Source organism: Streptomyces sp. NPDC047974 (genome assembly GCF_040653375.1).
Classification (GTDB): Bacteria; Actinomycetota; Actinomycetes; order Streptomycetales; family Streptomycetaceae; genus Streptomyces.
The window spans coordinates 390,146-416,400 of the sequence record NZ_JBEZNU010000002.1 but is presented as its reverse complement, the minus strand read 5'-3'; the positions used below and the strand labels follow the sequence as shown (position 1 = coordinate 416,400).

The window sequence follows — 26,255 nt, the reverse complement described above, 5'->3', positions numbered from 1 at the left end:
GGCGGGCGCGCCGTGAGGGCGCTGTTCTGCCCGCTGTCCGACCCCGGGTACCTGTACCCGGCGACGGCCGTCGCCCTGGAGGCGCACCGCAGGGGGCACGCCGTCACCCTGCTGTCCACCGGGCCGGCCGCCCGGGCGGCCGAGCGGGAAGGCCTCGACGTCCTCGAACCGGGCGAGGCCTTCGCCGTCGGCCGGTGGTTCCGGGCCGGGGAGGACCAGTACCACCGGATCCTCCAGGCCGCCCGGACCGCCCGGCCGGACGTCCTGGTGACCTCCGTCCTGTGCGTCGGCGCGCTCGCCGCCGCCGAGACGCTGGACCTTCCCGTCGTCGTCCTGGGCCTCGCCTGCCACCTGTGGCCGTACCGCGACGGCCCCGGCCCGGGCGATGCCGAGGACCGCGGCTGGCGCCTCGACGGCGCCCTCGACGTGTACCGGACGCTGCGCGCCGCACTCGGCCTGCCCGGCACCGGACCCGACGGGCAGCGGGCGCTGCTCGGCACCCGGTTCCTGCTGCGCGGCCACCCCGGTCTGGAGCCGCCCGGGGCCGAACTCCCGGAGGGCGTACGGCACGTGGGGCCGTGCTGGTGGGAGCCGCCGGCCGACGAGGCCGCCGACGCCGGGCTCCGCGCGCGCCTGGACCGGACCGGCAAGCCCGTGGTCTACGTCCACCTCGGCCGCGTCTTCGGCGGCGAGAGCCTGTGGCCCTGGATCGGGCGCACCTTCGCCGGCGGGGAGTTCCAGGCCCTCGTGGAGACCGGCCGCAGCGAGACCGGCCGCCACGGCGACCCGTACGGCCTCACCGGCCTCGCCGCGACCGCCGACGTCACCGTCGTGCGCCGGCCGTGGATGGGCCCCTTCCTCGACCGGGCGGACCTCGTCGTCACCAACGGCACCAGCGCGCCCGTGCTCGGCGCGCTGCGCCACCGGCGTCCGCTGCTCGTCTCGCCGAACGGCGGCGAGCAGCGCGTCCTCGCCGCCGCCTGCCTGCGCGCCGGCGTCGCCGCCCCGCTCGACCGCGCCGCGCCCGGCGACGCGCTGCTGCGGGCCGCCGCCGCGGACCGCGCGACGGCCGCACGCGCCGCGCGGACGGCGGACGCGCTCGACCAGAGCAAGAGCGAGTCGGCCGCCGCGCAGGCCGTCGAGGACGCCTGCCGCTGACCCGCCCGGGCCCGCGCCGGCCGCCGTCCCCCGAAGTCCCGTCCACCGCACGGAAGGAACCGCCCCGTGGCCACCACCACGCCCGCCGACCACGCCGCCGTCGCCTACGACCTGACCGCGCCCTTCTACGACTCGCTCACCCGCCACGACGACTACGAGGTCTTCGCCGCCGTCCTGGAGGACCTGATCAAGCGCGCCGACCCGCCCGGCCGCCGGCTCCTCGACGCCGGCTGCGGCACCGGCCGGAGCAGCGTCCTCTTCGCCGACCGCGGCTACCGGGTCACCGGCTTCGACATCAGCTCCTCGATGATCGACATCGCCCGGACCCGGCACGCGGACACCGACGTCGACTTCCACGTCCACGACATCCGCCGCCCCGCGCCCGGCGAAGGCCCGTACGACGTCGTGCTCTGCATGAGCGACATCGTCAACTACCTCGTCGAACCCGACCACGTGGCCGAGGCGTTCGCCGCCCTCTCGGCCGTCATGGCCCCCGGCGCGGTGCTCGTCTTCGACGCCAACACGTCCCACGGGTACGACCTGATGACCGAGCCGCACGTCATGGAGGACGACGGCCTGTTCGCCCTCCTCCGCGGCCGGCACCTGGACGCGCACGGCCGCTACCGGCTCACCATGGACGTCTTCCGCGAGCTGCCCGGCGACCCCGGGCGGTGGAGCCGCGACACCGTCGACCACCACCAGTCCCACCACGGGCAGGACCGGCTCGCCGAGCTCCTCGACGCCGCGGGCCTGCGGCTCGTGGCCCGCCACGGACTGCACATCTCCGGCACGCTCGCGGACACCGTCGACGAGGCCGTCCACACCAAGGGCCTCTACGCCGCCGTCAAGCCGCGCACGGACTGACCCCCGCGCACGCGCCGCGCCGCGCGCCGCCCCGAACCGGAGAAGATCCCATGATCAACCGGAACTTCACACTGCTGTGGACGAGCCAGGCCCTCTCCTGCACGGCCGGGGAGATGGCCGCGCTCGCCCTGCCGATGGCGATCCTGGTCACGACGCGCTCCCCGGTCGACGCGGGCCTCGTGGCCACCGCCATCGGCATCGCCGAGCTGATCGCCAAACTGCCCGGCGGGCTCATCGCGGACACCGTCGACCGCCGGCGGCTGATGATGTTCTGCGACGCGGCGCGCGCGGTCCTCGCCCTGATCCTGGCCCTGGCCCTGGCCACGGGACGCTTCGGCACCGCCCTGGCGATGGTGACGGGGGCGCTCACCGCCGTCCTGTCGACGGTGTTCTCCCCGGCCGAGGGCGGGGTGATCCGCCAGATCGTGCCCCGGGACCGCCGGCGCGAGGCGGTCACCACCAACATCGTCCGCACCAATGTGGCCATCGCCGCCGGGCCCCCGCTCGGCGGCGTCCTGCTGGGCTTCGGCGCCCCCCTCGTCTTCCTCCTCGACGGCCTGTCGTACCTGCTCTCCTTCGGGCTCGTCTCCCGCATCCGGTACACCTCGCCGCCGGCGCCCGAAGGCCCCGCCAAACCCCGCGGCCTGCGCACCACGGGCGGCGAACTGACCCGGGGCATCCGGTGGGTGGTGCGCCGCCGGCCGCTCCTCGTCCTCATCGGCTTCGTCGCCTACCTCAACCTCCTCGGCCGCGCCGTCGAACTGCTCGCCGCCGTCGAGGCCTCGGACCTCGGCGCCCGGCCCGTCTCGGCCGGCGTCGTGCTCACCGCCGCCGGACTCGGCGGCATCGCGGGCGGCTTCTGCGCCGGGTGGGTGCTGCGGCGGCTGCGCCCGTCGGCGGTGATCGGCACCGTCTGCGGGACCTGGCTGTTCCTCATCCCCCTGACCGCCACCGGCCACCAGGTCGTCACGGTCCTCGCCGTCTTCGCCCTGGTCTTCGCGCTGCCCCTGATCGGGGCGCTGGTCTCGCTCTCCGTGATGCTGGACTCCCCGGCCCACCTCCAGGGCCGCATCTCGACCGCCACGACCATGCTCGCCGTCTCCATCGCCTGGGCGGGGCCGGGCGCGACCGGCTTCCTCATCTCCGGCTCCGGGGCCGAGACCGCCTCGCTGGTCCTCGCCGCACCGCTCGCCGTGATGCTCCTGCTGCTTCTGGCGAGCCGCCGCCTGCGCACCGACCTCGACACGCTCAGCGCCGACGGACCCGACGGCGAAGACGGACCGGAGGACGGGGACGGAACGGAGGACGGGGACGGCCCCGACGGCGCCGTCGAGGCGCGGACCGTGCCCCCCGGCGGGCCGTCCCGCCGCGGGCCGCTCACCCCCGGGTGAGCAGCGCGCTCCGTACGGCTCCGGTCCCGGCCGCCCGCTCCCGGGCGAACAGCCGCACCAGAGGGGGGAGTTCGTAGAGCGCGGTGTGCGCGCTGACCTCGCTGCGGGGGGAGGTCAGCAGGCCCGCGCCGATGAGGGTCTCCACCGCGCGGAGGGCCGCGCCCTCGTCCAGGCCGAGCGCGCCCGCCGCCTCCGGCAGGGTGAACGGTCCCTCGGGCGTGCGGGCGGCCAGCCGTTCCGCGTCCCGGCCGCCTCCCGGCGGCAGCTCGTCCCAGTGCCGTCCGAGCCGCCGCCGCACGGAGACGTCCCCGGCCGTCAGCTCGTCGAGCGCCCCGGCGGGATCCGCCAGCCGGTCCGCGAACTCCCGCAGCGGCATGTGCCGCAGCACGGCGAGGCGGCTCCCGCTCACCCTCACCGCCAGCGGCAGCAGGCCGCAGGCCCGGACGATCCGCAGCGCGGCCTCCCGGTCGGCGCGGACGCGGGCCCGGCCGACGATCCCGCCGAGGAGCTCCAGGGCGCCCTCGGCATCGAGCGGCGGCACGTCGACGCGGTGCACCGGCGCCAGACCGCCGAGCGGGCCGCGCGCGGTGAGCAGCACCCGGCCCTGCCCGGCCCAGGAGATCAGGGGCCGTACGGCCTCCTCGTCGGGCACGTCGTCGAGGACCACCAGGGCCCGGTGTTCGGCGAGCCACGCCCGCCAGGCCTCGGCGGGCGGCAGGCCGGGGGCCGACGCCCCGGCCAGGAGGGACAGTTCGGCCAGGACGGCGTCGAGCGGGCGGGGCACGCCGTCGCCGTCCCGCATCGCCACCAGGAACCGTCCGTCCTCGAACTGGTCGGCGAGCAGGTGCCCGGCCCGCACCGCCAGGGCGGTCTTGCCCGCACCGGCGGGCCCGGTGAGGAGCACCGCCCCGCCGCGGCCGGTGCCGCGGCCGTCGTCGGCGAGCGCGTCGAGCAGCTCCCGGAGCTCCTCGTCGTGCCCGGTGAAGTCGCCGATGTCCGGCGGCAGTACCGCCCCGGCGCCGCGGCGCGCGGACCGGGGACCTCCGCCGCCCGCCGTGCCGCCGGTCTCGCCGGTCAGGATCGCCCGGTAGCGGGCGGTCATCGCCCCGCCCGGTTCCAGGCCGAGCTCGCGGGCGAGCAGCTGGCGGTAGTCGTCGTACACGGCCAGCGCCTCGGCCTGCCGGCCGGAGGCGCCCAGCGCGGACATCCAGGCCGCCCGGAGCCGCTCGCGCAGCGGATGCCGCTCGACGAGGTCGCGCAGCCCCTCGACGAGCCCCGGCGCCCCGCCGAGCTCCAGCTCCGCCTCGGCCCAGTCCTCGTAGACCGTCAGGTGCCGCAGTTCCAGCCGCTCGGCCTCCTCGGCGAGCCGCGGCGACCCGCGCAGCCCGCCCAGCGGCGGTCCCTGCCACAGGTCGAGGGCCCGGCGCAGCAGCCGGGCGGCGGTCCGCGGCGGCCGGCCCTCGGCGGCCCGCACCAGGGAGCGGAACCGCAGCGCGTCCAGCTCCTCCTCGGCCACCCGCAGCGCGTAACCGCCCGCGGTGTGCGCGATCCGCTCCCGGCCGCCCTCGGGACCGGCGGGCTCCGGGGGCAGCAGCGCGCGCAGGGCGCTGACGTACACCTGGAGGTTCTTCCGCGCGGTGCGCGGGGGCGCCTCCGGCCAGACGGCGTCCGTCAGCGCCTCCACGGACACCGGGGTGTTGGGGCTGCCGAGCAGCGTCGCGAGCACCACCCGCTGCTTCAGCGGCCCGAGGGGCAGCTCCCGGGGGCCGTGGTGCGCCGACAGCGGTCCGAGGACGGAGAAGCGGACGGCGCCCGGGCCGGGCGCGGGCGCGTGGAGTGGCGGCATGGAGCGGACCCTCCCTGGGGTGGTGGGAAGCCGGCGGGGCCGGTCGTCGTCCCTCGATGCTCGGGCCTCACCGCACCCCCGCGCATCGGTGCCGGACCCGTACTCTCCCGGCACGGAACCCCATCCGCCCGCGCCGAGCCCCCACATTCCCGCGGCGTCCCCCACCTCCGTGCGCCCCGGGCCCCCATGCCGCGTCCGGCGGTTCAGTCCTGCGCGGCGCTCTCGGCGGTCTCGGCGGACAGGGCGCAGAGGGCGGCGCGGTCGGCGCGGCCGGTCTTCGCGAGGAGGCTCGCGAGGTGCTTCTCCACCGTGCGCGGGGAGATGTGCAGCCGCCGGGCGATCTCCTGGTTGCCCGGCCGTTCGGCGAGCAGCACGAAGACCTCGTGCTCGCGCGGGGTCACGCCGACCTCGCGGAGCCCGGCCGGAATGCGCTCGCGGCCGCCCCGGCGCTGCGAGACGGTCACGCCCGCCTGCCGCAGCGCGGCCCGGCAGGCCGCCGCGACCGGCTGGACGCCCGCGCCGTAGAAGTACTCCTCGGCCGTCCGGAGCCAGGCCACCGGCTCGCCCCAGCCGTCGGCGAGCGCGGCCTCGGCGGTCAGCCGCAGGGCCAGGTGCCAGGCCTGGGGGAAGGCCCGCGCCGCCTCCCCGGCGGCGCGCACGGCCCGCAGCGCGCCCGCCCGGTCCTTCTCCCGGCCGAGGAGCACGGCGTCCGCCATTCCCAGGAAGACCCGGTTCCAGGCGAGCGCCGCGCCCGGGGAGGCCAGCGTCTCCCGGTACGCGGCCCGGTCGTCCGCGCCGCTCAGGACGCGCAGCAGCGGGCGGAGCCCGTACCGTCCGCTCAGGTAGAAGAAGCTGGGATGCGCCCGCTCCCAGGCCAGCGCGGCGTCGAGTTCGGCCAGCGCCCGGTCCCGGTCCTCCTCCATGAGCGCCCCCATCGCCTGGCAGAGGCCGCGCTGGAGGGGGACGAGCATCGACTCCTCGCCGCCCGCGCGGCGCAGCCGCGTCAGCGCCTGGTCCCGCTCGCGGGAGCGCCCCTGGTGCGCGGCGGAGGTGGCGCGCACCAGCAGCAGATAGCGGTGGGCGGCGTGGTTGCGGACCCGGACGCTCGCCTCGACCGACTGCTCGACGATCTCCGTGGCGCGCTCCCAACGGCCGCCCAGCACGGCCTGCATCGCCAGCATGCCGTCGATGTGCTGGAGGAGGGCGAGCGAGCCCAGTTCCCGGGCGGCCGAGCGGGCCGTTTCGAGGCGGGTCGCCTCACCGGACCGCATGAAGGCGTTGGCGCCGAGGCGGACGAGGGCCTCGGCGCGCCAGACCGGGAGGCGGTGCTCCTCGGAGACGGCCAGCATGCGTTCGAGGCAGGCGTCGGCCTCGTCGAAGCCCCGCTCGCGGGAGAGCAGGGCCAGCAACTGCCAGGCCCGGCAGGCCACGACGGGGGTCCGGTGCTCCTCGGCGATCAGCGCGGCCCGTCTGGCGGAACGTTCCGTCTCCGCGAGTTCCTCGCGCCCCGCCTGGCCGGGCAGCAGCGTCAGATGCCCCTCGACCACCGCGAGCGCCGCCTCGTGCACCGGCAGCGGCGCCTGCCCCAGCAGGGCCCGGGCGGCCCGCGTCAGCGCGAGCGCCTCCTCCCGCTGCTCCGCCATCGTCGCGACCCAGGCGACCTCCACCAGCGCCTCCGCCCGCGCCTCGGAGGCCGGCGAGCCCACGGGCACCGGCGCGAGGTCGTCGAGGAGGGCGCGGGCCGCGTCGAGCTGCCCGCACTGGGCCTGCGCGACGGCGAGCGAGACCGTGACGGCGTCCCGCCCGTCGTCGGCCGCCAGCTTCCGGGCCCGTTCGAGCAGCACCACCGCCGAACCGGCCGCGCCGGCGGCGAGCATATGGCGCCCGACCAGCTCCAGTTGACGGGCGGCCGCCGGCCCGTCACCGGCCGCGAGCCGCAGCGACGCCACCAACTGGCGCGTCTCGTCTGACAGTTCCCTCCCGGGATCGCCGAGGCCTTCGAGCACCTCGGCGGCCTGCCGGGCCAGCGCGGCCTGTTCGGCGGGCGGCAGCGTCGCCCGCAGCGCCTCCGCCGTCAGCACATGACGGAAGGTGTACTGGTCGTACGCGGCCCCGTCCGGGGTGATGATCCCGGCCTCCGAGGCCGAGCGCAGATGCGCGAAGAGCGACCGGTCGTCGAAGCCGGTCACGTCCTTCAGCGCGCTGACGGAGAACCGCCCGCCGAGGGTGGCCGCGGTCAGCAGCAGCGTCCGCACCGGCTCGTCGAGACGGGCGAGCCGGCGCGCCCAGCTGCGCACGATGCCCGTGGGCACGGTGGGATCGAAGCGCTCGGCGAGCCGCCACCCCTCGTCGGTCCGGCCGAGCCGCCCCGTGTCGAGCAGGTCGGCGAGCAGCACCTCCAGGACGTACGGGTTCCCGCCCGCCCGCTCGGACAGCAGCCGGTGCGCCGCCTGCGGCACCTCGCCCCGCCCCGTGTCCAGACACGCGGCGATCATGTCCCGTACCGCCTCGTCCCCCAGCGGACCCAGCTCCCGCGCCGAGGCGCTGCCGCGCAGCTCCGCGGCGTGCGCCAGGTCCAGGGCGGGGCCGGGGTCCGGCCGGAGCGTGGCCACCAGGAGCACCGGTAACCCCGCGACGTTGTCGGCCAGGTACTCCACCACCGCGACCGTCTCGGTGTCGGCGTCGTGCAGGTCCTCCAGGAGGATCACGCAGCCCCGCTCCCGGCCGAGCACCGACAGGAGCCGGAGGAGCGCCTCGGCCAGCTCGATCAGCGAGTCCGGATAGCCCGGCGCCGCGCCGCCCCGCCACTCGGGCACGAGGCTCGCCAACGCGGGCCGGTAGGGCAGCAGTTCGGCGTCGTCGGGCGTCCCCGCCGCCCGGAAGCGCGAGGACAGCGCCTCGGCCAGCGGACGGAAGGGGACGACGAGCCCGGTCGAGGTGGCGCGCCCGCGCAGCACCGGCATGTCGAGGCCGTAGGCGCGGAAGGCGCACTCCCCGGCCAGCCGGGACTTCCCGATCCCCGCCTCGCCCACGAGGAACACCGCGCTCCCCGAACCCCGCGCGGCGCCGTCCAGAGCACGGCCCAGAAGCCCGATCTCGGAGTCCCGCCCTACGATGACCGAAGACGTCGCACGCATGCGCACAAACTACTTGATCTTCTCCCCGCGCGGCAGAGGGCCCGGGGCTGGCCCCGGACCCTCGACCACCGTGCGGATGACGCTCCGTGACGAACTGTCAGGCGGTCCTGCGTCAGTCCGCGCAGGTGATGGTGAAGGTGGTGAACGGCATGTCCGCGGAGTAGCCCGCCTGGTCGGCCGCCGAGGCCCGCAGGAGCCTGCTGCGCATGCCGAGCCGCCCGCCGACACCGATCGTGACCTCGCCCGCGGGGTGCCCCTGGGCCGTGTTCTCCTGCGCGCCGTCGAGGTGCGTCACCGAGTGGCTGATCTGCATGATTCCCGCCTCGTCCTTCGTGGTTGGTGTGATGCTGCACCGCTGGATGTCGTCGTGGTCGCGCGCCTGCCCCGCGCGCTCAGGGGGAGCCGCGGAGAGCCGGTACCGGCCCGCCGCCCGCCGGGCCCGGCGGCGCCGAGGCCCGTACGGCCGGGCGCAGGAGGAGCGCCGGCGGCACCTGGTCGGGGAAGCCCGCCCTGAGCAGGCCGTGCCCCACGCCCGCGAGCCCGGTCAGCAGGCCGGGATGCGCCACCCGGTCCGGCGTGCCGCAGACCGGGCCGGCCTCCTCGACCGCCGCGAGCAGCGCCCCGGCCCGCCGCACCCAGTGCGGACGCGCCTCCGGCAGCGCGCCGTGGCCGAGCAGTTCGAGCAGCCCCGTCTCCCCGTGGCAGAGGCTGTCGTCCCCGGACGGCCCGCCCCGCGCCACCGCGCCGACGGTCTCCCGGGCCCAGCGGGCCAGGAGCGGGTCGTCCAGGGCGCCCGCACCGTCCAGGACGGCCAGCGCGATCCCGGCACGCCCCCGGCACCAGGCGCCGGAACGGCCGGACGGATCGCCGCCGACCGCCTCCCGCAGCGCGGCGACGCCCGCCCGCCGCGCGTGGTTGCCGCCGCCCGCCTCGGCGAACCGCAGCAGCGCCCACCCCGCCCCCGCGAGCCCCGTCGCCATGTCGGGCCGCCCCCGCAGCCGCCCGGCGGCGAGCAGGTCGACGAGCCGGTCCGCGCAGGCGCGGGCGGCCCGCCAGGTCTCCGTCCCGCCGGCGGCCCGGTGCCCGGCGAGCAGGGCGACGAGACCGCCGGCGGTACCGGAGCCGTACCCGTGCTCGTGCTCCGACAGGGCCGCCGCGCCGGTCAGGCGCAGGGCGGGCGCCGCCCACTCGCCGACCTCGGGATCGTCGAGCAGCCGGGCCGTCTCGGCCAGCGCGTAGGCGATGCCGCCGAGCCCGGTGAACGCCCCCGAGCCCACCACGGCCAGGTTGTCCGGGTGTTCGTGCAGCGCGTCCAGGAGACCGGGGACGGGCGCCAGCGCCGTCCGGGCCGCCTCCGCGTAGTGTCCCGCCCCGGTGAGCGCGGCCAACTGGGCGAGGAACAGGGCCGGTCCGGTGTACCCGCCCGCCAGGTCCGCGGCCATCGGCCCGATCCGCCAGTACCGCTCGTCCAGCAGCTCCAGACCGATCCAGTTGGTGCGCCCGGTGCCCCGGTAGGCCTGCGACACCAGCTGGTCGCCGACGGACCGGGCGGCCGACAGGAGTCGTTCCGGCTCGGGGGCGTAGTCCGCGGTACGGGCCCGCCGGCTGCCCCGCGGACGGTGCGCGGGCGCACGGGACGAGGTCACCATCGCGGCCCGGACGATCCACTCCTGGTCCTGCCGGTCGACCGTGTCGAGCGCGGCGATCCGCTCCCGGACCCGGGCGAGCCCGGGACGCGCGGTCTCCACCGCCGTCGGCCGTCCGCCGCGGCCGTGCAGCCGGGTCCCGCCGGGGCGCGCGGTGAACAGCGGCACGTCCCCCGCCCACAACTGGGCGAGTTCGTCGTCCTCCAGACCGGGGAACGCGGCGGCGCCGAGCTCGTCGCCGCGCAGCGTCTCCAGGATCCGGTGCCGCGCCGCGGCGTCCGCCAGCAGATCCGGGTGGGTCGACTCGTCGAGCAGCATGGTGTACACCCAGGTCGGGCGCGCCACCACCCGCACCTCGTCGCCGGCGAAGGCCTCCAACGGGCCGCCGGGGGCGAGCAGTTCCTCACGGGCCCGGCTGATCGCCGTGTACCCGGCGCGGAACCCGGCGCACATCGCCTCGACATGGGCCCCCGGTTCGACGGGCTCGCCGTGCAGCCGCGGCCGGTTGGCGGACTCGCCCATGGTCCCCGCCCGGCGCACCAGACGCATGGTGTCGGTGCCCGCGTCGGCCCAGTCGGCCCGGACCACGGGGGAGACCGCCTGCCGGCCCCCGCCCACCCCGGACACGTCGAGCGCGCTGTCGTCCCCCACGAGCAGCTGCGGCAGCAGCCCGACCCGGTACACCGAGTCGTGCAGGGCGTGCGCGGCCGGGTCCTCGGCGACCGCCCCGGTCAACGGCGGATGGAACAGCGTCTCCAGGTCGACCAGGACCGGATGCCCGCCGACGGCGATCAGGTTCTCGTGGTGCAGGTCCGTCCCGTCGAGGACGTGCAGCAGCGACAGCAGCACCCCCTGGCGGCGGTAGAAGGCCTCGACCTCCGCCGGCTCCGCGCAGCCCCGCGCCTCGACGAACTCCACCCAGCCGTACCGCCCCCGGTCGACCAGCCGGAGCGTCCGCAGGTCCACCGCGCCCGGCAGCCCGTTGAACCACGCCACCAGCTCGTTGAAGTGGCGGTGCACGCCGATCGGCCGGGGCTTGTACACCAGCCGGGCCCCGCCCTCGAACCGCAGCAGCATCACGGAACGGCCGCCCCCGTGCCCGTCCCCCGCGCCCGGCTCCACCCCCGCCAGCCGGCCCGGATCCCCGCCGAGCAGCCGCTCGGAGACGACCGGCAGGTCGTCCGCGAGCCGCGCCAGCATCTCGGCGAGGGCGTCGGCGGCGTCGAGGCTCGCCCGGGAGAGGATCCGCGCGAGCACCGGCCGCCCGGCGAGCAGCGCCGTGAGACCGTCGCGGGTCCCGGCGCGCGCCACGAAGTCCCGGAACCGCGCCCGGGAATCGGCCCCGTCGAGCCGCCCCGCCCCGCGCGCCTCGTGGAGGTCGAGCACCAGGGCGCGGGCGGCCGCCCGCGCCAGCCGCCGGCGCAGGTGACGCTCCAGGTCGGCGCGGACGGCCCCCAGGTCCACCCGCCCCCGTACGCCCTCCGGAAGGCCCGCCGCCAGCCGCTCCCCGGCGCGGTCGGCGAACGGCGCGACGACCCGCTCGAAGCCGCCGAGACCGTGAAGCTCCCCCTCCGGGACGACCGGCTCCTCCGGCGCCGCCCCCACGGCCGCCAGCGTGAACTCGGCCCAGTCCGGCGCCCCCAGCGCCACGGGCTCCGCGTACCGACCCGCCCCGACCTGCGGCACGGCGACCGTCCCCCGTCGCCACCAGCGCTCGTCCCCGAACGAGAGCCGGCCGGCGCCCCCTTCGGCCCGCTCGGACCGGTCGTGCCGCTCCGGCGCGAAGCCGGCGCCGTTCCCGACGTCCCGCTTCTCCCCAGTCGCCATCGCTCCTCCTCCGCGGTCCCGGACCGACCGGTCGCCGTGCCGGACCCATGCTGACCCGGGGGACGGACCGGGGACATGGGGGCACGTCCCCCATCTTTCCGGCCGGAGGCCGCGCGGCTCCCCGGAGGCGGTGCTCCGTCAGCGGGCGGAGGGCTCCGTCGCGAGACTCGGGGAGGAGGCCCGGGAGGCGAGGAGTCGGGGGGAGCCGGTGCCGTCGGCGGGGACCGACCAGACGCCTCCGCCCTGCCCGTACACGAGCGTGCGCGGGTCCTTCCACAGGGCCTGGTCGTCGAAGCCCCGGTCGTCCGCCACCGGGTGTTCGCGGCCGGTGGCCAGGTCGAGGACGTACAGGCGCCAGGGTGCGCGCGGGCCGGGGGAGATCCGCTTCTTGAACGCGATCCGGGTGCCGTCGGGGGAGAGGGACGGGCACTCGACGTTCTCGCGGAGCGCGCGGGCGGACCAGGCCGCCAGGTCGCCCTCGACGAGGTGGGTGCGCCCGCCGGTCGAGACGGTGGCGTAGAAGCGGTTGTCGTCGGCGGCGAAGGTGACGCCCCAGTAGTTGACGTCGGGGGCGTGGTGGCGCCGGCCGCCGAGGGTCAGCGGGATCTGTTCGATGTTCTTCACCAGGTAGCCGGTGCGCAGGTCGAGGAGCGAGGTGCGGGTGGAGAAGGACGAGCGGGCGTACGAGTCGCCGGTGGTGAACATCGTCCAGGCGAGCAGCGAGCCGGAGGCGGAGACCCGGGCCCGGCTGGGGACGCCCGGCAGGCCGATCCGGCGCACCTCGCGCAGCTCCCGGTCGAGCACGAGCGCGTACGAGCGGGCCGGGACGCCCGGCCGGCGCCGGAGGCAGAGGACGGTGCCCCCGGCCGCGTGGAAGCGGTCGCAGACCGGGCCGCGGGCCGCTCGGCCGCCGGGCGCGGCCGGGTCGACGCGGGCGATCCGGCCGGTGGCGGAGTCCCGGGCGTAGAGCGCGCCGGCCCCGCCGTCCAGGACGAAGCCGGGTTCGGCGGGCCCGTCGACGGCGGCCGCGCGGCCCGAGGCCGCCCGCAGGGTGTAGGCGGTGGCCCCGCCGCCGAGCAGCAGCAGCGCGAGCACGATGATCCACACGCGGGTGCGGGTGGTGGCGTCGGTCAGGTCGGGCATGGGTCAGTCGGTCCTCTCGCGGCGGTCGCGGGGCCCGGGGGAGGGGTCCCGGGGGAGGAGGCGGGCGGCGCAGCAGACGGCGGTGGCGAGCGCGACGAGGGCGCAGACGAGCGCGGTCTCCGGGCCGCTCGCGGTCCACAGGGCGCCGAAGGCGACGGCGGCGCCGACCCGGGCCAGCGCCTGGGCGGTCTGGACGAGGGCGAGCCCGCTCGCCCGCCGCCCCTCGGTGAGGAAGGGGCCGGTCAGCGCCATCAGGACGCCGTCGGTCGCGGCGTAGAAGCCCCCGAGCAGGACGAGGACGCCGGGCAGGACGACCGCGTCGGGCAGCGGGACGAGGAGGAGGCCGTACGCGAGGAACAGCGCCCCGTGCCCGTACAGGAGGGGGCCGCGCCGGCCGAGGCGGTCGGCGAGCCGGCCGGCCGGGACGGCGAGCAGCAGGAAGACGGCGGCGGCGCCGAGCGGCAGGAAGGGGAACCAGGTCGGGTCGAGCGCGAGCCGGCGCTGGAGCAGGAGGTAGAGGAAGGAGTCGCCGACGGTGGCCGCGCCGAGGAGCGCGGCACAGAGCACGGTCCGGCGCAGGCCGGGGGAGCGGAGCGCGGCGAGCGGTCCGGTACGCGCGCGCGGCGCCGGCGGCGGGGCGGGGGCGGCGGGGCGCGCGCGGCCGGGGACGAGCAGGAGCCACAGCAGCACGCCGAAGGCCCCGGCGCAGAAGCTGACGGCGAAGACGGCGTCGTACGCGTTGGCCGTCGCCCACAGCAGGGCGAAGGCGGCGAGCGGGCCGAGGAGGGCGCCGGTGGTGTCCATGGCGCGGTGGACGCCGAAGGCACGGCCGAGGTCCTCGGGCGGGCTGTGCAGGGTGATCAGGGCGTCGCGCGGGGCGGTGCGGACGCCCTTGCCGAGCCGGTCGGCGGCGAGGGCCCCGGCGATGCCGCCGGTGGCGCCGCCGGCGAGGAGCAGGCCCAGCCGGGAGAGGGCGGAGAGGGCGTAGCCGAGGCCGCCGACCGTCTTGTGCCGCCCGCCGCGGTCGGCGGTGGCGCCGCCGAGGAGCCGTACGAGGGCGGTGGCGCCGGTCGACAGGCCGTCGAGCAGCCCGAACTGGAGGGGGGAGAGGCCGAGTCCGAGGACCAGGTACAGCGGCAGGACGGCGGTCACCATCTCGGACGAGACGTCGGTGACCAGGCTGACCGTGCCGAGTGCGAGGACGGTGCCGGGGACGCGCCGCCGGACCCCCCGGGGGGCGGGCGGCGCGTCCGGGCGACCGGTGGTCGCGAGGTACATCAGTGGCAGGTGTAGGTCGGGGCGGAGTCCTTGACCCGGTCGTCGACGCCGACGTACTGCCAGGTGTAGGTGGTGTCGGTGAGGTCCAGCTTCAGCACCCCGTAGGTGCCGCTGATCCGCTTCTGGCTGTTCGGCTGGACGGTCTCGATGTCATAGGGTTCGGCGCCGCCCATGCCGCCGACGATCTCGACGATGCCGCCGGCGGTGGCCCGCCCGTCGGGGTCCTGCGGGGCGAAGCGCTCGTAGTGGTGGTCGTGGCCGTTCAGGACGAGGTCGGCCCCGGCGGCGTACAGGATCTTCCACACCGGCTTGGAGACGGGGTCGTTGCCGTGGCCGCCGGAGGAGTACAGCGGGTGGTGGAAGTAGGCGGCGACGCAGCCCTTGGTGTTCCGGGCGAGGTCGTCCTTGAGCCACTGGATCTGCGCGGGGTCGTCGAAGGAGTTGGAGTCGAGGGCGACGAAGTGCCAGTTGCCCTGGTCGTAGCTGTAGTACGGCTCGCCCTGCGGGTAGGCGATCGAGCCGAAGTACGCCCGGTAGCCGGCGAGCGGGCCGGCCGGGTCGTACGTCTCGTGGTTGCCGGGGACGGGACGGGTCTTCGCCTTGAAGGCGCCCCAGCTCTTGTCGTAGTAGTTCCGGAAGTCCGACAGCAGGGCGTCGTCGTACTGGTTGTCGCCCATCGTCAGATAGAAGGCGGGCGCGAGGCGCTGGGCGAGGGCGGCCGTCTTCGGGTGGGCGCAGGAGCTGCTGGAGGCCGTGCACTGCGCGGCGATGTCACCGGCGGCGACGACCGTGAAGGAGCCGGTGGGCGGCGTCGTGCCGCTGGTGCCGTACACCTCCACCGTGTAGAGCGAGTAGCCGTACGGGGTGCCGCGCGCCGTCCCGTACACGCGCAGGTGGCGGCCCTGTCCGGTCAGTCCGGTCCAGTCGTCGGTGCCGCCGTTCCCCGCGGTCTCGGTGGCGAGGCGGGTCCAGGTGACGCCGTCGGCGGAGATCTCCACGCGGTACGCCGTGGCGTAGGCGGCCTCCCAGACGAGCTTGACGCGGGAGACGGTGGCGGACGGCCCGAGGTCGACGCGGAGCCACTGCGGGTCGACGCCCTCGGCGCTGGCCCAGCGGGTGGCGGAGTCGCCGTCGAAGGCCTTCTCCGGTCCGAAGGTGCCGTCCTCGACGGAGGACGACGTGGCCGGACGGCCCTGGGAGATCAGGGTGTCGGCGGCGGCCCCGGCCCGGTCGGGCAGGGCGAGGAGGAGCCCGCCGACGAGCAGCAGCACGGCGGCGAGCACGAGGGAGAAGGGGGTGGTGGTGCGGCGGGATGGGGCGGAGGCGGACAGGCGCATACCTGGGCTCCCTGGCCTGAGGGGGAGAGCTGGACACCGTGCCGGGGCACCACGGCGTGGGCCGTCCGCGCCCAAGGGCGAACACCCTGGGACATGGGCGCGGACGACCGACCGCGTGGCGCTCGGGGCGCCACACGACGGGGTGATGCTCGGCGGCCGGGTCAGAGCTCTCGCTGAGCGCGTCACGCCCCTCGGGGAGGGCCGCCGCGCCGGGCCGCTGCCGGGATGCTAGCCGATAGTAAGGTTTCCTACCAGACTCCGCGTCACCCCATGGCCTCCTCGGGAGCCTCCGCGGTCCGCAGCGTGCCGTCCTCGATCCGCAGCCGGCGGTCCACCCCGATCTCGGCGAGGAACCGCTCGTCGTGGCTGACCACGAGGAACGCGCCCCGGTACGACTGGAGCGCGCCCTCCAGCTGGCCCACGCCGACCAGGTCGAGGTTGTTCGTCGGCTCGTCGAGCAGCAGCAGCTGCGGGGCCGGCTCGGCGTACAGCACACAGGCGAGGGTGGCCCGCAGCCGCTCGCCTCCGGACAGGACCCCGACCGGCAGATGCGCCCCGGCGCCGCGGAACAGGAAGCGGGCGAGCAGGTTCATCCGCTCCGCCTCGGGCCGCTCGGGCGCGAACGCGGCGAAGTTCTCCGCCACCGTCCGCTCGGCGTCGAGCAGGTCGAGCCGCTGGGAGAGGACGGCGACGCGCCCGCCGCCCCGCTTGATCCGCCCCGCGTCCGGGGCGAGTTCGCCGGCGACGATCCTCATCAGGGTGGTCTTCCCCGAGCCGTTGGCGCCGGTGAGCGCGATCCGCTCGGGACCGCGCACGGACAGGTCGACACCGCCCGCGCCGAACAGCTCGCGGCCGTCGTGCCGGACCTTCAGCCCCTCGCCGAGGAACAGGTCGCGCCCGGCGGGCACCTGCGTGTCGGGCAGGTCGAGGACCAGCCGCTGCTCGTCCCGGAGCGACCGCCCGGCCTCGTCGAGCCGGGCCTGCGCCTCGCCGACCCGGGAGGCGTGGGTCTGCCCGGCCCGGCCCGCGGACTCCTGGGCGCCGCGCTTCATGGTGCCGGCGAAGATCTTGGGGAGGCCGGCGTTCTTGAGGTTGCGGGCGGCGTTGCTCGCCCGCCGCTCGGCCCGCTCACGGGCCTGCTGCAACTCCCGCTTCTCGCGCTTCAGTTCCTGTTCGGCGTGGCGCACGTTCTTCTCCGCGACGTCCTGTTCGGCGCGCACGGCCTCCTCGTAGGCGGTGAAGTCACCGCCGTACAGGCGCAGTCGGGAGGAGCCGAGCTCGGCGATGGAGTCCATGCGGTCGAGCAGCGCGCGGTCGTGGGCGACGACCAGGAGGAGGCCGTCGAAGTCGGACAGCGCGTCGTACAGCTTGTGCCGGGCCTCCAGGTCGAGGTTGTTGGTCGGTTCGTCGAGCAGCAGCACGTCGGGCCGCTTCAGGAGCTGCGCGGCGAGCCCGAGGGAGACGATCTGGCCGCCGCTGAGGGTGCCGAGCGTGCGGTCGAGGGCGAGCGCGCCGAGCCCGAGCCGGTCGAGCTGGGCGCGGGTGCGTTCCTCGATGTCCCAGTCGTCGCCGATGGTGGCGAAGTGCTCCTCGGCGACGTCGCCGGACTCGACGGCGTCCAGGGCGCGGATGACGTCGGCGACGCCGAGGACGTCGGCGACGGTGAGGCCGGCGGTCAGCGGGAGGCTCTGCGGCAGATGGCCCAGGGTGCCGTCGACCGTGACGGAGCCCCCGGTGGGCCGCAGCTCGCCGGCGATGAGCTTCAGGAGGGTGCTCTTCCCGGAGCCGTTGGGCGCGACCAGGCCCGTACGGCCGGCGGTCAGGCTGAAGGACAGCTCGTCGAAGACGGGGGTGTCGTCGGGCCAGGAGAAGGAGAGGCCGGAGCAGACGACGGTGGCGTGGGACATGAAGGTGACCTCGCGGGGAGGGAGGGGGCGGCGGCGGGCGCGCGGGCACGGCTCCGCCCCGGGCAGACGGGGGACTGAGTACTGGGGTACGACGAACGGGCCACCCCGGTGTGCGCGCCTCGGCGCTTCCGGTGGCCGTCAGCTCCGGATCTCACCCGGAGATGTCGTCGTCACCCGCCACGTCTGCTGCTCTCCTCGATACACGATCAACGTCCCCACCAGCGTAACAGCCGGCCCCCGCGGACCGGCGGGAATTCACGTCCGGGGCGAGGGCGCGGCGGGGTGCGGGTGGGCCTTGGCGAGGGTGCAGACGCCGTCGGCGCACCGCCGCTCCAGACGGCCCCGGGAGATCGTCTGCGCCAGGCCGACCGCCCAGCAGGTGGGGCAGCCGCGGAAGGCGACCAGGGCCAGCGGGGCGGCGAGCAGGCTGACGGGCCCGGTCACCGGCACCAGCGCGACCGCGCCGATGACCAGCCCGAATCCGAGCGCGCCGCGCGCGAGGTGGCGGGGGACGGACCTGCTGGCGTAGTCGGGGACCGGGGTGGTGTCGGTGGTCATGGGTGCGGGTCTCCTTCGGAGGGGCGGGCCCCGGGGGCCGGGTCCGGGGCCGTCAGGGACTGCCGGAGGGTGGTGCGGGCGCGGTGGAGGCGGGACTTCATCGCCGCGTTGCTCAGTCCGAGGGCGTGGGCCACGGTCCGGCCGGGCAGGCCCTGGACGTCCCGCATGATCAGGACCTGCCGCTGGTCGCGGGGGAGGGCGCCGACGGCGGCGGCGATCCGCCGCGCCTCCAGGCGGTGCAGGACGGCCTCCTCGGCGGAGGGTTCCGAGGCCGCCTCCGGCCCGGCCTCCGGCTCCTCGCCCCACCGGGCGAGCCGGCGCACGTGCCGGAGGCACTCGTTGCGCACGATGCGGAACATCCACGAGGCGAGCGCCCCCGACGCCCGCAGGGTGCCGATCTTCCGGTACAGGATGATCAGCGCCTCCTGCGCCGCGTCCTCCGCGTCCTGCGGCGAGGCGCACAGGGAGAGGGCGAACTTCCGCACGTGCGGCTGGGATTCCGTGACGACGGTGGTCAGCGAGGCGACGTCGCCGTCCTGCGCCGCCTTGACCAGCCGCTCGTCGGGCCAGGAGAAGGGTCGGTTCATGTGCTCATCCTCGTCGTGCTCCGCGGACTCGGGGCCGGGACCGGGCGGGGTCAGGCCCGGCTCCGGTACCGCCGCAGCAGGTGCCAGGAGCAGGCTCCGACGAGGACCGCTCCGACGACGACGAGGGTGGTGACCAGCATGGTGTCTCCTTCCGGCGACCGGCCCGTGCGGCCGGTACGGGGATAGGAGGCGGCGGGCCCCGAAAAGGATTCGCCCCCGCCGCGGAGATCTTCCGTGGCGGGGGCGGACCTTCCTCGGGGGAGTCGGACCGGCGGGGCGGTCAGACCGGCAGGCGCGTCAGGAGGCCCGCGAAGTCCGTGCCCGGCGGGAGGGTGCCGAAGGCGAGGCCCTGGTCGCCTTCGATGCGCGACGCGCAGAAGGCGTCGGCCACCGCCGCCGGGGCGTGCCGGACGAGCAGCGAGCCCTGGAGGACCAGCGCGGCCCGCTCGGCGATCCTGCGGGCGCGCACCGGGGCGTCCTCGGTGAGGCGCAGCTCGCCCTGGAGGGCGGTCCAGGCCGCGTCGAGCCGCCGGTCGGCGCCGGACGCGGCCTCCACCTCCGTACGGAAGGCGTCCAGGGCCTCCGGTTCGCGGGCCAGGGCGCGCAGCAGGTCGAGGGCGCTGACGTTTCCGGAGCCCTCCCAGATGCTGTTGAGCGGGGCCTCGCGGTACAGGCGCGGCATGCCCGACGCCTCGTCGTAGCCGTTGCCGCCGAGGCATTCCAGGGCCTCGGCGACCGCGGCCGGCTGCCGCTTGCAGACCCAGTACTTGCCGACGGCGGTGGCCAGCCGGAGGAAGGCGCGCTCGCGCTCGTCGCCGAGGCGGGCGCGGTCGGCGGCGCCGGCGAGGCGCAGGCCGAGGGTGGTGGCCGCCTCCGATTCGAGGGCCAGGTCGCCGAGCACGTTGCGCATCAGCGGCTGGTCGATCAGCGTCGCGCCGAACGCCGAGCGGTGGCGGGCGTGGTGGGCGGCCTGCGCGAGCGCGCCGCGGATGCCGGCGGCGGAGCCGAGCACGCAGTCCAGGCGGGTCATCGTCACCATGTCGATGATGGTCCGCACGCCCTTGCCCTCGGTGCCGACGAGCCACGCGACCGTGTCGTCGAACTCCGGCTCGCTGGAGGCGTTGGAGCGGTTGCCGAGCTTGTCCTTGAGCCGCTGGATCCGGAAGGTGTTGCGGCTGCCGTCGGGCAGGACGCGCGGCACGAGGAAGCAGGAGAGCCCGCCGGGCGCCTGCGCGAGGACCAGGAAGAGGTCGTTCATCGGCGCGCTTGTGAACCACTTGTGGCCGCGCAACCGCCAGGTGCCGTCCGGGAGTTCGGTGGCGGTGGTGGTGTTGGCGCGGACGTCGCTGCCGCCCTGCTTCTCGGTCATGCCCATCCCGGCGAGCAGCCCGCGCTTCTCCGTCGGGGTGCGCAGACCGGGCTCGTACGACCGGCTGGTGAGCAGCGGCACGTACGTCTTCGCGAGCTCGGGGGAGTGGCGCAGCGCGGGGACGACGGCGTACGTCATCGAGACCGGGCACAGGTGGCCCGGTTCCAGCATGGTGGCGAGCATGAAGCTGCCGGCGCGGGCCACATGGGCGCCGGGCCGCTCGTCGGCCCAGGCGGCGCCCGCGATGCCCTCGCCCACGGAGAGGTCCATCAGCCGGTGGTACGCCGGGTGGAACTCGACCTCGTCGATCCGGTTGCCGTACCGGTCGTGGGTGCGCAGCTCGGGCTCGTTGCGGTTGGCCTGGTCGGCCCAGTGCTGGGCCTCCTCGCCGGTGACGACCCGGCCGAACCGGTGCAGGTCGTCCAGGTGCCAGCCGGCACCCTCCCGGACGACGCCTTCGAGCAGCACCGGGTCGTCGGCGGCGTCGTGGCCGGTGAGCGGCGGGGTCTGGTTGGTGACGGTGTGGGTCACGGCGGTGGGACGGCTCTGGGGAGTGCTCGGGGCGGGGCCGGAGCCGGGAGTCGTGGTCACGGTGTGCGCTCCTCCGGAAGGCGGTGTCGGGCGGACGGGGAATGGCGACGGGTGCGTGTGCGGGGGCGTTTGCGTGTGCCGGGTGGGGAGGGCGGCGGTGGTCAGGGTGCGGGGGCGCCCGCGCAGCGCAGCGCCATCGCGGTGAGTTCGGCGAGGAGGGCGTCGGTGGTGGTCGTGCCCGGGGTGCCGAGCGGGTCGACGAGGACCTCGCCGACCGCGCCGGTGAGCGCGGCGGCGGTGATCTCCCCGTTCTGCTCCGGAAGCACCCCCTCCGCGATGCCTTCGCGCACCACCTCGGCGAAGAGCGCGCGGTAGCGGCGCCGGAAGTCGAGCCGCTCGGCGCCGACGGCGGGCTCGGCCGGGGCGGCCAGCAGCGCGTAGGCGAGCCCGCGGTTCTCCAGGGCGCGGCGGGCGAAGACCTGGACGCCGCGGCTGAGCCGCTCGACGGGGTCGCCGGGCTCGGCCAGGACCTCGCCGAGGACCTCGACCTCGCGCCCGGCGGCGCGCCGGAAGACCTCCACGGCGAGCGCCGCCTTGGACGGGAAGTGCTGGTAGACGGAGCCGGCCGCGATGCCGGCGGCGTCGGCGACGGCCGTCACGGACGCCTGGGCCCAGCCCACCTCGGCGACGACGGAGGTGGCGCAGGCGACCAGGTGCTCCCGGGCGGCTTCGAGCCGGCGGAGCTCGGCGGGGGTCTTGCGGTAGGCCATGGAAGAAGTGAACCACCATTCAGAATTTACCGCCAGGGTGCGGAGGCCCGGTGGCGCCGGCTGTCGGTGGCCTCTGGTTGCATACCTGGCATGAACCTGCCGCACGCGTACGACGAAACCCCCGACGGAGCCCCGGGCGAAGCTCTCGAAGAGCTCCTCGCCTGGGTTCGGCGTCGGGCCTGGTCCGACACGGACGAACTCCGCTGTGCGGAGCCCGGGCACCCGGACGGGCACGTCTGCAGGACGGCGCCGGAGGGCGAGGCGGCGTTCGACGCCCTGCGGCGGGCGCTCGTCGAGCAGTACGGGCGGGCGCGGAGCCTCGCGCGGGACGGGGCCGTCGACCCGTCCGTCACCGATCTCACCGGACTGCCGCTGCTCGCGCCCTTCGGGGACGGTGTCGTCGGCATGCGGGGCTGGTCGCACGGCGGACGGTGGATCGGCCTCGGAGCCGTACGGGGTCCGCTCGGCGTCCGGCCCGTGCTGCTCGTCGCCGAGGGCCGGGGCGCGGCCGCCGGGCTCCCCGAGGGGTCCACCTGGCTGGGCGGGGTCCTCGCCGCGACCGGCAGGAGCCCGGGCGCGCCCCGCCACGCGGTCGACTGGGCGGCGGTGGAGGCCCGGCTCGGCACGGCGCTCCCCGTCGACTACAAGCAGCTCGCCGAGGTCTTCGGCGAGGGCGCCTTCGACGGCTACCTCCGGCTGTACGTGCCCACCTCGGGCGGGCGCGGTGCGGACCTCGCCGGGAACGCGATCCGGCTGGCGGAGCACGTGCGCGTGCACGGTGGCAGGCTCTGGGAGCCGTACGAGGTGTACCCCGCGCCCGGCGGCCTGCTCCCGTGGGGGGACACGGAGCAGGCCGACACGTTCTACTGGCTCACCGAGGGCCGCGATCCCGACCGCTGGCCGATCGTCGCCGTCGAGGACGACTACGACTCCTGGGTCAGGTTCGACGGCACGATCACCGAGTTCCTGTACCGCCTGCTCACCGACCGGCACCACCCCTTCTCCACCGCCCGGTACTTCGACCGGCACTGGTTCGAGTCGTACGGAGAGGAGGACGGGGAGCCGGACCGGGAATCGGGGCTCAGGGGGTGACCGCGATGTTGGTCAGCCCGCTCGTGGCGCCGCGCACGGTGTTCGAGGCGTGGACGACGTTGAGCCGGCCCGGGCACTTCGACGTCGAGGTGACCTTGACGGCGTACGCGCCCACCCCGCCCAGGTCCGAGTCGTTGCCGCGCCAGACGTTGCCGCAGCCGTTCGGGAAGGCGGGCGTGGTGGCCGGGTTGTGGGTCTCGTATCCGTTGGCGAAGGTGCCCGGCGCGGTGAACGTGCCGGTGTTGCCCTCGATGAGGTAGTCGACGCCCTTCACGTCGATCCACGAGTCCGCCGAGTTCTGGCCGGTGATCCCGCGCCCGTCGAAGGTGTTGCCGCGGATGACGCCGCCGAAGGTGCCCTCCTTGACGTCGATCGCCTCGGCGGCGACGTTCGGGCCGATGCGGTTGTTCTCCACCCGCACCCGGTCCGAGCGGTCGGCGCCGCCCTCGTTGCCGTGGCAGCCCCAGTTGGAGCCGGCCGAGCCGATGTACACGCCCTCGCCGTAGCCCGGCTGGACCAGGCCCGTCTCCTCGACCGTCGAGTCGCGGAGCACGCCGTCCGCCGAGGAGCGGCGGAAGTGCACGCCCTCCTCCTCGACGCGGTGCACGTACAGCCCGTCCGCCGTCACGTGCGGGGAGGCGTCGACGACCAGGCCCTTCTTGGAGTCCCGGACGGTGAAGCCCTCCAGGTTCCAGTACGGGGCCCCGTACAGCCACAGGCCGTAGCCCGGGTCCCAGCCGGCGGTCGGGACGGGGCAGGAGGGGCCGCTGCCGGTGGGCCCGTCGTTGACGAGCACCGCCGTGCGCGGGCCGGTGAGCGTGATCGGCCGGTCCGCCGCGCCGGGCCGCTGTGCGACGAAGGAGCCCCGGTACTCGCCGGGGGCCATCCGGATCGTCTGCCCGGGCACGGCCGAGGCGAGCGCGGCCCGGAGCTCCGCCGCCGTGGCGACGTCGACGACGGGACCGGTGGGCGGGGCGGTGGTGGGGGTGGGAGTCGGTGTCGGGGTCTGCGAGGGCGTAGGGGTGGGTGTCGGGGTCGGCGTGGGTGTGGGTGTGGGTGTCGGGGTACCGCCCGCGCAGGGAGCGCCGTTGACCGTGCAGTTGAGCGGGAGGCCGAGGCCGCTCGCGTTGAAGCCGAAGCCCTGCGTCCCGCCCGGAGCGACCGAGCCGTTCCAGGAGACGTTGGTGAAGGTGTAGTGCCGGCCGCTCTGGGTCTTCGTGGCCGACCAGTGGCTGCTGACCGAGGTCCCCTCGGGGAGGTCGAACTCGACCGTCCAGCCGGTCGCCGGGGCGTCCCCGGAGTTCGCCACGGTCACGTCGGCGCCGTAGCCGTTGCTCCAGACGCCGGCCCGGGCGACCGAGGCGGTGAGGGCGGGGGCGGTGTCGGCTCGGGCCGACGCGGTCGGCAGCCCCGCGGCGACCAGGCCGGCGAGGGCCGCCGCGGCCGCGGCCGGAATCGCTCTGCGCATGGTGGGTCGTCTCCTCCTGCCGGATGCCTGTTGTAAGTAAAGCTTCCTTACTGTTGCGGGCACGTCAACGGAAGCGGCGTATCGATCCTCCGCGCGCAAGGGGCCGAACGCACCCCGGACAGGGCCCACTTCGCGCCACGCCGGGGCGACGACCCGACCGGTGGCGCGCTGTCGCCCCGCGCCACCGCGCCCCTAGAGTGCGAGGTGACCGCGCGCCACCCCTCCCGCACGCGAGGGCGTGCGGACGCCGAACAGGAGCCGCTCCGTGGGCATCCCCGAACTCGACCCCGACCTCGTGGCCCGCTGGCACGCCGACGGGGGCGAGCTGGTCGACCTGCTCACCCTCGTGCGCGAACGGCTCGGCGGCATCGGCGCGTTCCGTCCCGCGCCCGGCGCCCCGCCCACCGTGCTCGTCACCGACCCCGACGCCGTCCGTCACGTCCTGGCCCAGCACCCCGACCGGTACGTCAAGCGCTCGCACCGCGCCCGCGTCCTCGTCGGCGACGGCGTCCTGTCCGCCACCGGCGAGGCCTGGCAGCGCCAGCGCCGCCTCCTCCAGTCCCAGTTCACCGGACCCGGGATGCGGCGCTACGAGGAGCGGATCGCCGCCGCCGCCCGCGTGACGGCCGCACGCTGGGAGGCGTACGCCCGCACCGGGGAGGTCTTCGACCTCGGCGACGAGATGCGGCGCTTCGCCCTCGACACCATCTGGCGCGCCCTCACCGGCCATCCGCTCGACCCGGACACCGAGCGGGAACTCGCCGCCGTCGCCGCCGTGGTGGCCGTGCTGCCGAGCCTGCCCGCCGACACGTTCGCCGCCCGGACGGCCGTCGCCGCCGACATCGCCCGGATCGACGCCGTCGCCGAACGGGCCGTCCGTGCCGCCCGCGACGCCGGCCCCGGACCCGACGGCCCCGGCCTGCTGCGCGTCCTCGTCGAGGCCGCCGAGACCCGGCCCGAGTACACCGACCGGCTCATCCGCGACGAGCTCGTCACCCTCCTCGTGGCCGGACACGAGACCACCGCCACCACCCTGACCTGGCTGTACCTCCTCCTCGACCGCCATCCCGAGGCCCGCGAACACGCCCTCGCCGCCGGGCCCGAGGGCTCGCCCGAACGGCAGCGGGCCGTTCAGGCGCTCGTCCACGAGACGCTCCGGCTGTACCCCTCCGCCTGGATCCTGCCCCGCCACGCACCCGAGGCCGACACCCTCGCCGGCCACGCCCTGCCCGCCGGGACCGACCTCCTCGTCTGCCCCTACCTCACCCACCGCGACCCCGAACTCTGGCCCGAGCCCGAGGATTTCGACCCCACCCGCTTCACCGTCCCCGGCCGCCGTCCCGGTCACCCCGGCGCCTACCTGCCGTTCGGCATCGGCCCCCGCGCCTGCCTGGGGCTCCAGTTCGCCCTCCGGGAGTCCGTCGCCCTCCTCGAACACCTGTTGCCCGGCCCCGTCCCCCGCTTCCGCTCCCACCCCGCCCGAACCGCCTACGGCCTCACCGTCCGCCCCGACGGCCCCACCCCCGCCGCCCTTTCCGGCGCCCGGGAGGAAGCTCGCGCTCCGATGCGCTAACCTCCCGGCTTGTCCCAGGCGCGGGAACGGCCCGGAAGAGGCGGGCGGGGCGGGAGAAGACAGGTGACGCAGTTCGAGGACCAGGTGCCCTTCGTGGCGCGGCTGGAATCCGACGACAGGCAGACGCTGTTACGCAGCGGAAGCCCCCTCGTCTTCCCCGCCCGCCAGATCCTCTTACGCGAGCACGAACCCTCCACGCACGTCCTCGTCATCCTCTCCGGCTGGGCCAAGGTGACCTCCGCCGCGCCCAACGGCTACGAGGCGCTCCTCGCCCTCCGCGGCCCCGGCGACATCGTCGGCGAACAGGCCCTCCTCAGCGGCCGGCCCCGGGGCGCCACCGTCACCGCCCTCGAACAGGTCGACGCCCTCGCCTTTGACGCCGACCGCTTCGGCGCCCTGCTCGACGAACGCCCCGGCATCGCCCGCAAGTTGCTCGCCCTCACCGCCGACCGCACCCGCGACAGCGACCGCCGCCGCGTCCAGTACGCCTCGCTCAACGTGCAGGAACGCCTCGCGCTGCTGCTCCTCGAACTCATCCGCACCCACGGCGAGGAGTCCGCCGACGGCGTCCAGCTCACCGCCGGACTCACCCAGAGCGAACTCGCGGGCTCCGTCGGCGCCTCCCGCGAGGCCGTCGCACGCCTCCTCAAACAGCTGCGCGAACGCGGCATCGTCCGCACCGGCCGGCGCGGCCTCGTCGTCGTACGACCTGACGTACTCCGCCGGATCGCGCGCGCCGGAACCACCTGAGCGCGCCCCCGGGGCACCCCCGC

The 26,255-nt window shown here is 76.0% G+C and carries 19 protein-coding genes; 6 read left to right on the top strand and 13 right to left on the bottom strand.

What is annotated here, in order from left to right:
* Positions 1-12: 12 nt before the first annotated feature.
* From AB0E19_RS04985 to AB0E19_RS04975, 3 genes are all read left to right on the top strand, one after another.
* Positions 13-1,158 carry a glycosyltransferase gene (locus AB0E19_RS04985; protein ID WP_362173381.1) on the top strand — a complete coding sequence of 382 codons (1,146 nt, stop codon included), beginning with the start codon at positions 13-15 and terminating at the stop codon, positions 1,156-1,158.
* Positions 1,159-1,224: 66 nt separating this feature from the next.
* Positions 1,225-2,022, top strand: coding sequence for a methyltransferase domain-containing protein (locus AB0E19_RS04980; RefSeq protein ID WP_362173378.1), 798 nt, complete (start codon positions 1,225-1,227; stop codon positions 2,020-2,022).
* A 50-nt stretch (positions 2,023-2,072) separates the two neighbouring features.
* A complete protein-coding gene (locus AB0E19_RS04975; protein WP_362173375.1) occupies positions 2,073-3,413 on the top strand; it encodes an MFS transporter in 1,341 nt (446 codons plus the stop codon).
* Here AB0E19_RS04975 and AB0E19_RS04970 read toward each other — a convergent pair.
* The 12 genes from AB0E19_RS04970 to AB0E19_RS04915 all read right to left on the bottom strand — a co-directional run bounded on the left by AB0E19_RS04970 (position 3,400) and on the right by AB0E19_RS04915 (position 21,349).
* The gene (locus AB0E19_RS04970; protein WP_362173372.1) at positions 3,400-5,259 is read right to left on the bottom strand and encodes a BTAD domain-containing putative transcriptional regulator; all 1,860 of its coding nucleotides are present in this window, start codon (positions 5,257-5,259) and stop codon (positions 3,400-3,402) included. The two genes, AB0E19_RS04975 and AB0E19_RS04970, sit on opposite strands and share 14 nt — an antisense overlap.
* A gap of 203 nt (positions 5,260-5,462) precedes the next feature.
* Positions 5,463-8,396 carry an AAA family ATPase gene (locus AB0E19_RS04965; protein WP_362173369.1) on the bottom strand — a complete coding sequence of 978 codons (2,934 nt, stop codon included), beginning with the start codon at positions 8,394-8,396 and terminating at the stop codon, positions 5,463-5,465.
* Between the two features lie 112 nt (positions 8,397-8,508).
* Positions 8,509-8,709, bottom strand: coding sequence for a hypothetical protein (locus AB0E19_RS04960; protein ID WP_362173366.1), 201 nt, complete (start codon positions 8,707-8,709; stop codon positions 8,509-8,511).
* Positions 8,710-8,788: 79 nt separating this feature from the next.
* A complete protein-coding gene (locus AB0E19_RS04955) occupies positions 8,789-11,869 on the bottom strand; it encodes a type 2 lanthipeptide synthetase LanM family protein (RefSeq protein ID WP_362173363.1) in 3,081 nt (1,026 codons plus the stop codon).
* Between the two features lie 138 nt (positions 11,870-12,007).
* Positions 12,008-13,012 carry a hypothetical protein gene (locus tag AB0E19_RS04950; protein WP_362173360.1) on the bottom strand — a complete coding sequence of 335 codons (1,005 nt, stop codon included), beginning with the start codon at positions 13,010-13,012 and terminating at the stop codon, positions 12,008-12,010.
* Positions 13,013-13,015: 3 nt separating this feature from the next.
* Positions 13,016-14,290: an MFS transporter gene (locus AB0E19_RS04945; RefSeq protein ID WP_362173357.1), complete on the bottom strand. Its 1,275-nt coding sequence runs from the start codon at positions 14,288-14,290 to the stop codon at positions 13,016-13,018.
* Entirely contained in the window at positions 14,290-15,627 is a 1,338-nt protein-coding gene (locus tag AB0E19_RS04940) for a discoidin domain-containing protein (RefSeq protein WP_362173354.1), read from the bottom strand. Before AB0E19_RS04940 ends, AB0E19_RS04945 begins: the two co-directional genes overlap by 1 nt.
* Positions 15,628-15,890: 263 nt before the next feature.
* The gene (locus tag AB0E19_RS04935) at positions 15,891-17,534 is read right to left on the bottom strand and encodes an ABC-F family ATP-binding cassette domain-containing protein (protein ID WP_362173351.1); all 1,644 of its coding nucleotides are present in this window, start codon (positions 17,532-17,534) and stop codon (positions 15,891-15,893) included.
* Positions 17,535-17,789: 255 nt separating this feature from the next.
* Complete coding sequence (locus AB0E19_RS04930) at positions 17,790-18,092, bottom strand: hypothetical protein (RefSeq protein WP_362173348.1); 303 nt, start codon at positions 18,090-18,092, stop codon at positions 17,790-17,792.
* Positions 18,089-18,679, bottom strand: coding sequence for an RNA polymerase sigma factor (locus tag AB0E19_RS04925; RefSeq protein ID WP_362173345.1), 591 nt, complete (start codon positions 18,677-18,679; stop codon positions 18,089-18,091). Before AB0E19_RS04925 ends, AB0E19_RS04930 begins: the two co-directional genes overlap by 4 nt.
* A 280-nt stretch (positions 18,680-18,959) precedes the next feature.
* Positions 18,960-20,639, bottom strand: a complete 1,680-nt coding sequence (locus AB0E19_RS04920; RefSeq protein WP_362173342.1) for an acyl-CoA dehydrogenase family protein — start codon at positions 20,637-20,639, stop codon at positions 18,960-18,962.
* A 101-nt stretch (positions 20,640-20,740) separates the two neighbouring features.
* Positions 20,741-21,349, bottom strand: coding sequence for a TetR/AcrR family transcriptional regulator (locus AB0E19_RS04915; protein WP_362173339.1), 609 nt, complete (start codon positions 21,347-21,349; stop codon positions 20,741-20,743).
* 90 nt (positions 21,350-21,439) lie between these two features.
* On the opposite strand from AB0E19_RS04915, the gene AB0E19_RS04910 reads away from it, so the two are divergent.
* Positions 21,440-22,441, top strand: a complete 1,002-nt coding sequence (locus AB0E19_RS04910) for an SMI1/KNR4 family protein (protein ID WP_362173336.1) — start codon at positions 21,440-21,442, stop codon at positions 22,439-22,441.
* Here AB0E19_RS04910 and AB0E19_RS04905 read toward each other — a convergent pair.
* Positions 22,431-23,909 (bottom strand): cellulose binding domain-containing protein, encoded by a 1,479-nt coding sequence (locus AB0E19_RS04905; RefSeq protein ID WP_362173333.1) that lies wholly within the window; start codon positions 23,907-23,909, stop codon positions 22,431-22,433. The genes AB0E19_RS04910 and AB0E19_RS04905 overlap by 11 nt on opposite strands.
* Before the next feature lie 265 nt (positions 23,910-24,174).
* Between AB0E19_RS04905 and AB0E19_RS04900 the strand changes: the two genes are divergently transcribed.
* Both AB0E19_RS04900 and AB0E19_RS04895 read left to right on the top strand, forming a co-directional pair.
* A complete protein-coding gene (locus tag AB0E19_RS04900) occupies positions 24,175-25,482 on the top strand; it encodes a cytochrome P450 (RefSeq protein WP_362173330.1) in 1,308 nt (435 codons plus the stop codon).
* 63 nt (positions 25,483-25,545) lie between these two features.
* Positions 25,546-26,232, top strand: a complete 687-nt coding sequence (locus AB0E19_RS04895) for a Crp/Fnr family transcriptional regulator (protein WP_362173326.1) — start codon at positions 25,546-25,548, stop codon at positions 26,230-26,232.
* Positions 26,233-26,255: the final 23 nt, after the last annotated feature.

What these genes read in the sequence shown, in the direction of transcription:
- AB0E19_RS04975 (WP_362173375.1), top strand. Translation starts at nt 2,073, where the DNA reads ATGATCAACCGGAACTTCACACTGCTGTGGACGAGCCAGGCCCTCTCC.
- AB0E19_RS04970 (WP_362173372.1), bottom strand. Translation starts at nt 5,259, where the DNA reads ATGCCGCCACTCCACGCGCCCGCGCCCGGCCCGGGCGCCGTCCGCTTC.
- AB0E19_RS04965 (WP_362173369.1), bottom strand. Translation starts at nt 8,396, where the DNA reads ATGCGTGCGACGTCTTCGGTCATCGTAGGGCGGGACTCCGAGATCGGG.
- AB0E19_RS04960 (WP_362173366.1), bottom strand. Translation starts at nt 8,709, where the DNA reads ATGCAGATCAGCCACTCGGTGACGCACCTCGACGGCGCGCAGGAGAAC.
- AB0E19_RS04955 (WP_362173363.1), bottom strand. Translation starts at nt 11,869, where the DNA reads ATGGCGACTGGGGAGAAGCGGGACGTCGGGAACGGCGCCGGCTTCGCG.
- AB0E19_RS04950 (WP_362173360.1), bottom strand. Translation starts at nt 13,012, where the DNA reads ATGCCCGACCTGACCGACGCCACCACCCGCACCCGCGTGTGGATCATC.
- AB0E19_RS04945 (WP_362173357.1), bottom strand. Translation starts at nt 14,290, where the DNA reads ATGTACCTCGCGACCACCGGTCGCCCGGACGCGCCGCCCGCCCCCCGG.
- AB0E19_RS04940 (WP_362173354.1), bottom strand. Translation starts at nt 15,627, where the DNA reads ATGCGCCTGTCCGCCTCCGCCCCATCCCGCCGCACCACCACCCCCTTC.
- AB0E19_RS04935 (WP_362173351.1), bottom strand. Translation starts at nt 17,534, where the DNA reads ATGTCCCACGCCACCGTCGTCTGCTCCGGCCTCTCCTTCTCCTGGCCC.
- AB0E19_RS04930 (WP_362173348.1), bottom strand. Translation starts at nt 18,092, where the DNA reads ATGACCACCGACACCACCCCGGTCCCCGACTACGCCAGCAGGTCCGTC.
- AB0E19_RS04925 (WP_362173345.1), bottom strand. Translation starts at nt 18,679, where the DNA reads ATGAACCGACCCTTCTCCTGGCCCGACGAGCGGCTGGTCAAGGCGGCG.
- AB0E19_RS04915 (WP_362173339.1), bottom strand. Translation starts at nt 21,349, where the DNA reads ATGGCCTACCGCAAGACCCCCGCCGAGCTCCGCCGGCTCGAAGCCGCC.
- AB0E19_RS04910 (WP_362173336.1), top strand. Translation starts at nt 21,440, where the DNA reads ATGAACCTGCCGCACGCGTACGACGAAACCCCCGACGGAGCCCCGGGC.
- AB0E19_RS04905 (WP_362173333.1), bottom strand. Translation starts at nt 23,909, where the DNA reads ATGCGCAGAGCGATTCCGGCCGCGGCCGCGGCGGCCCTCGCCGGCCTG.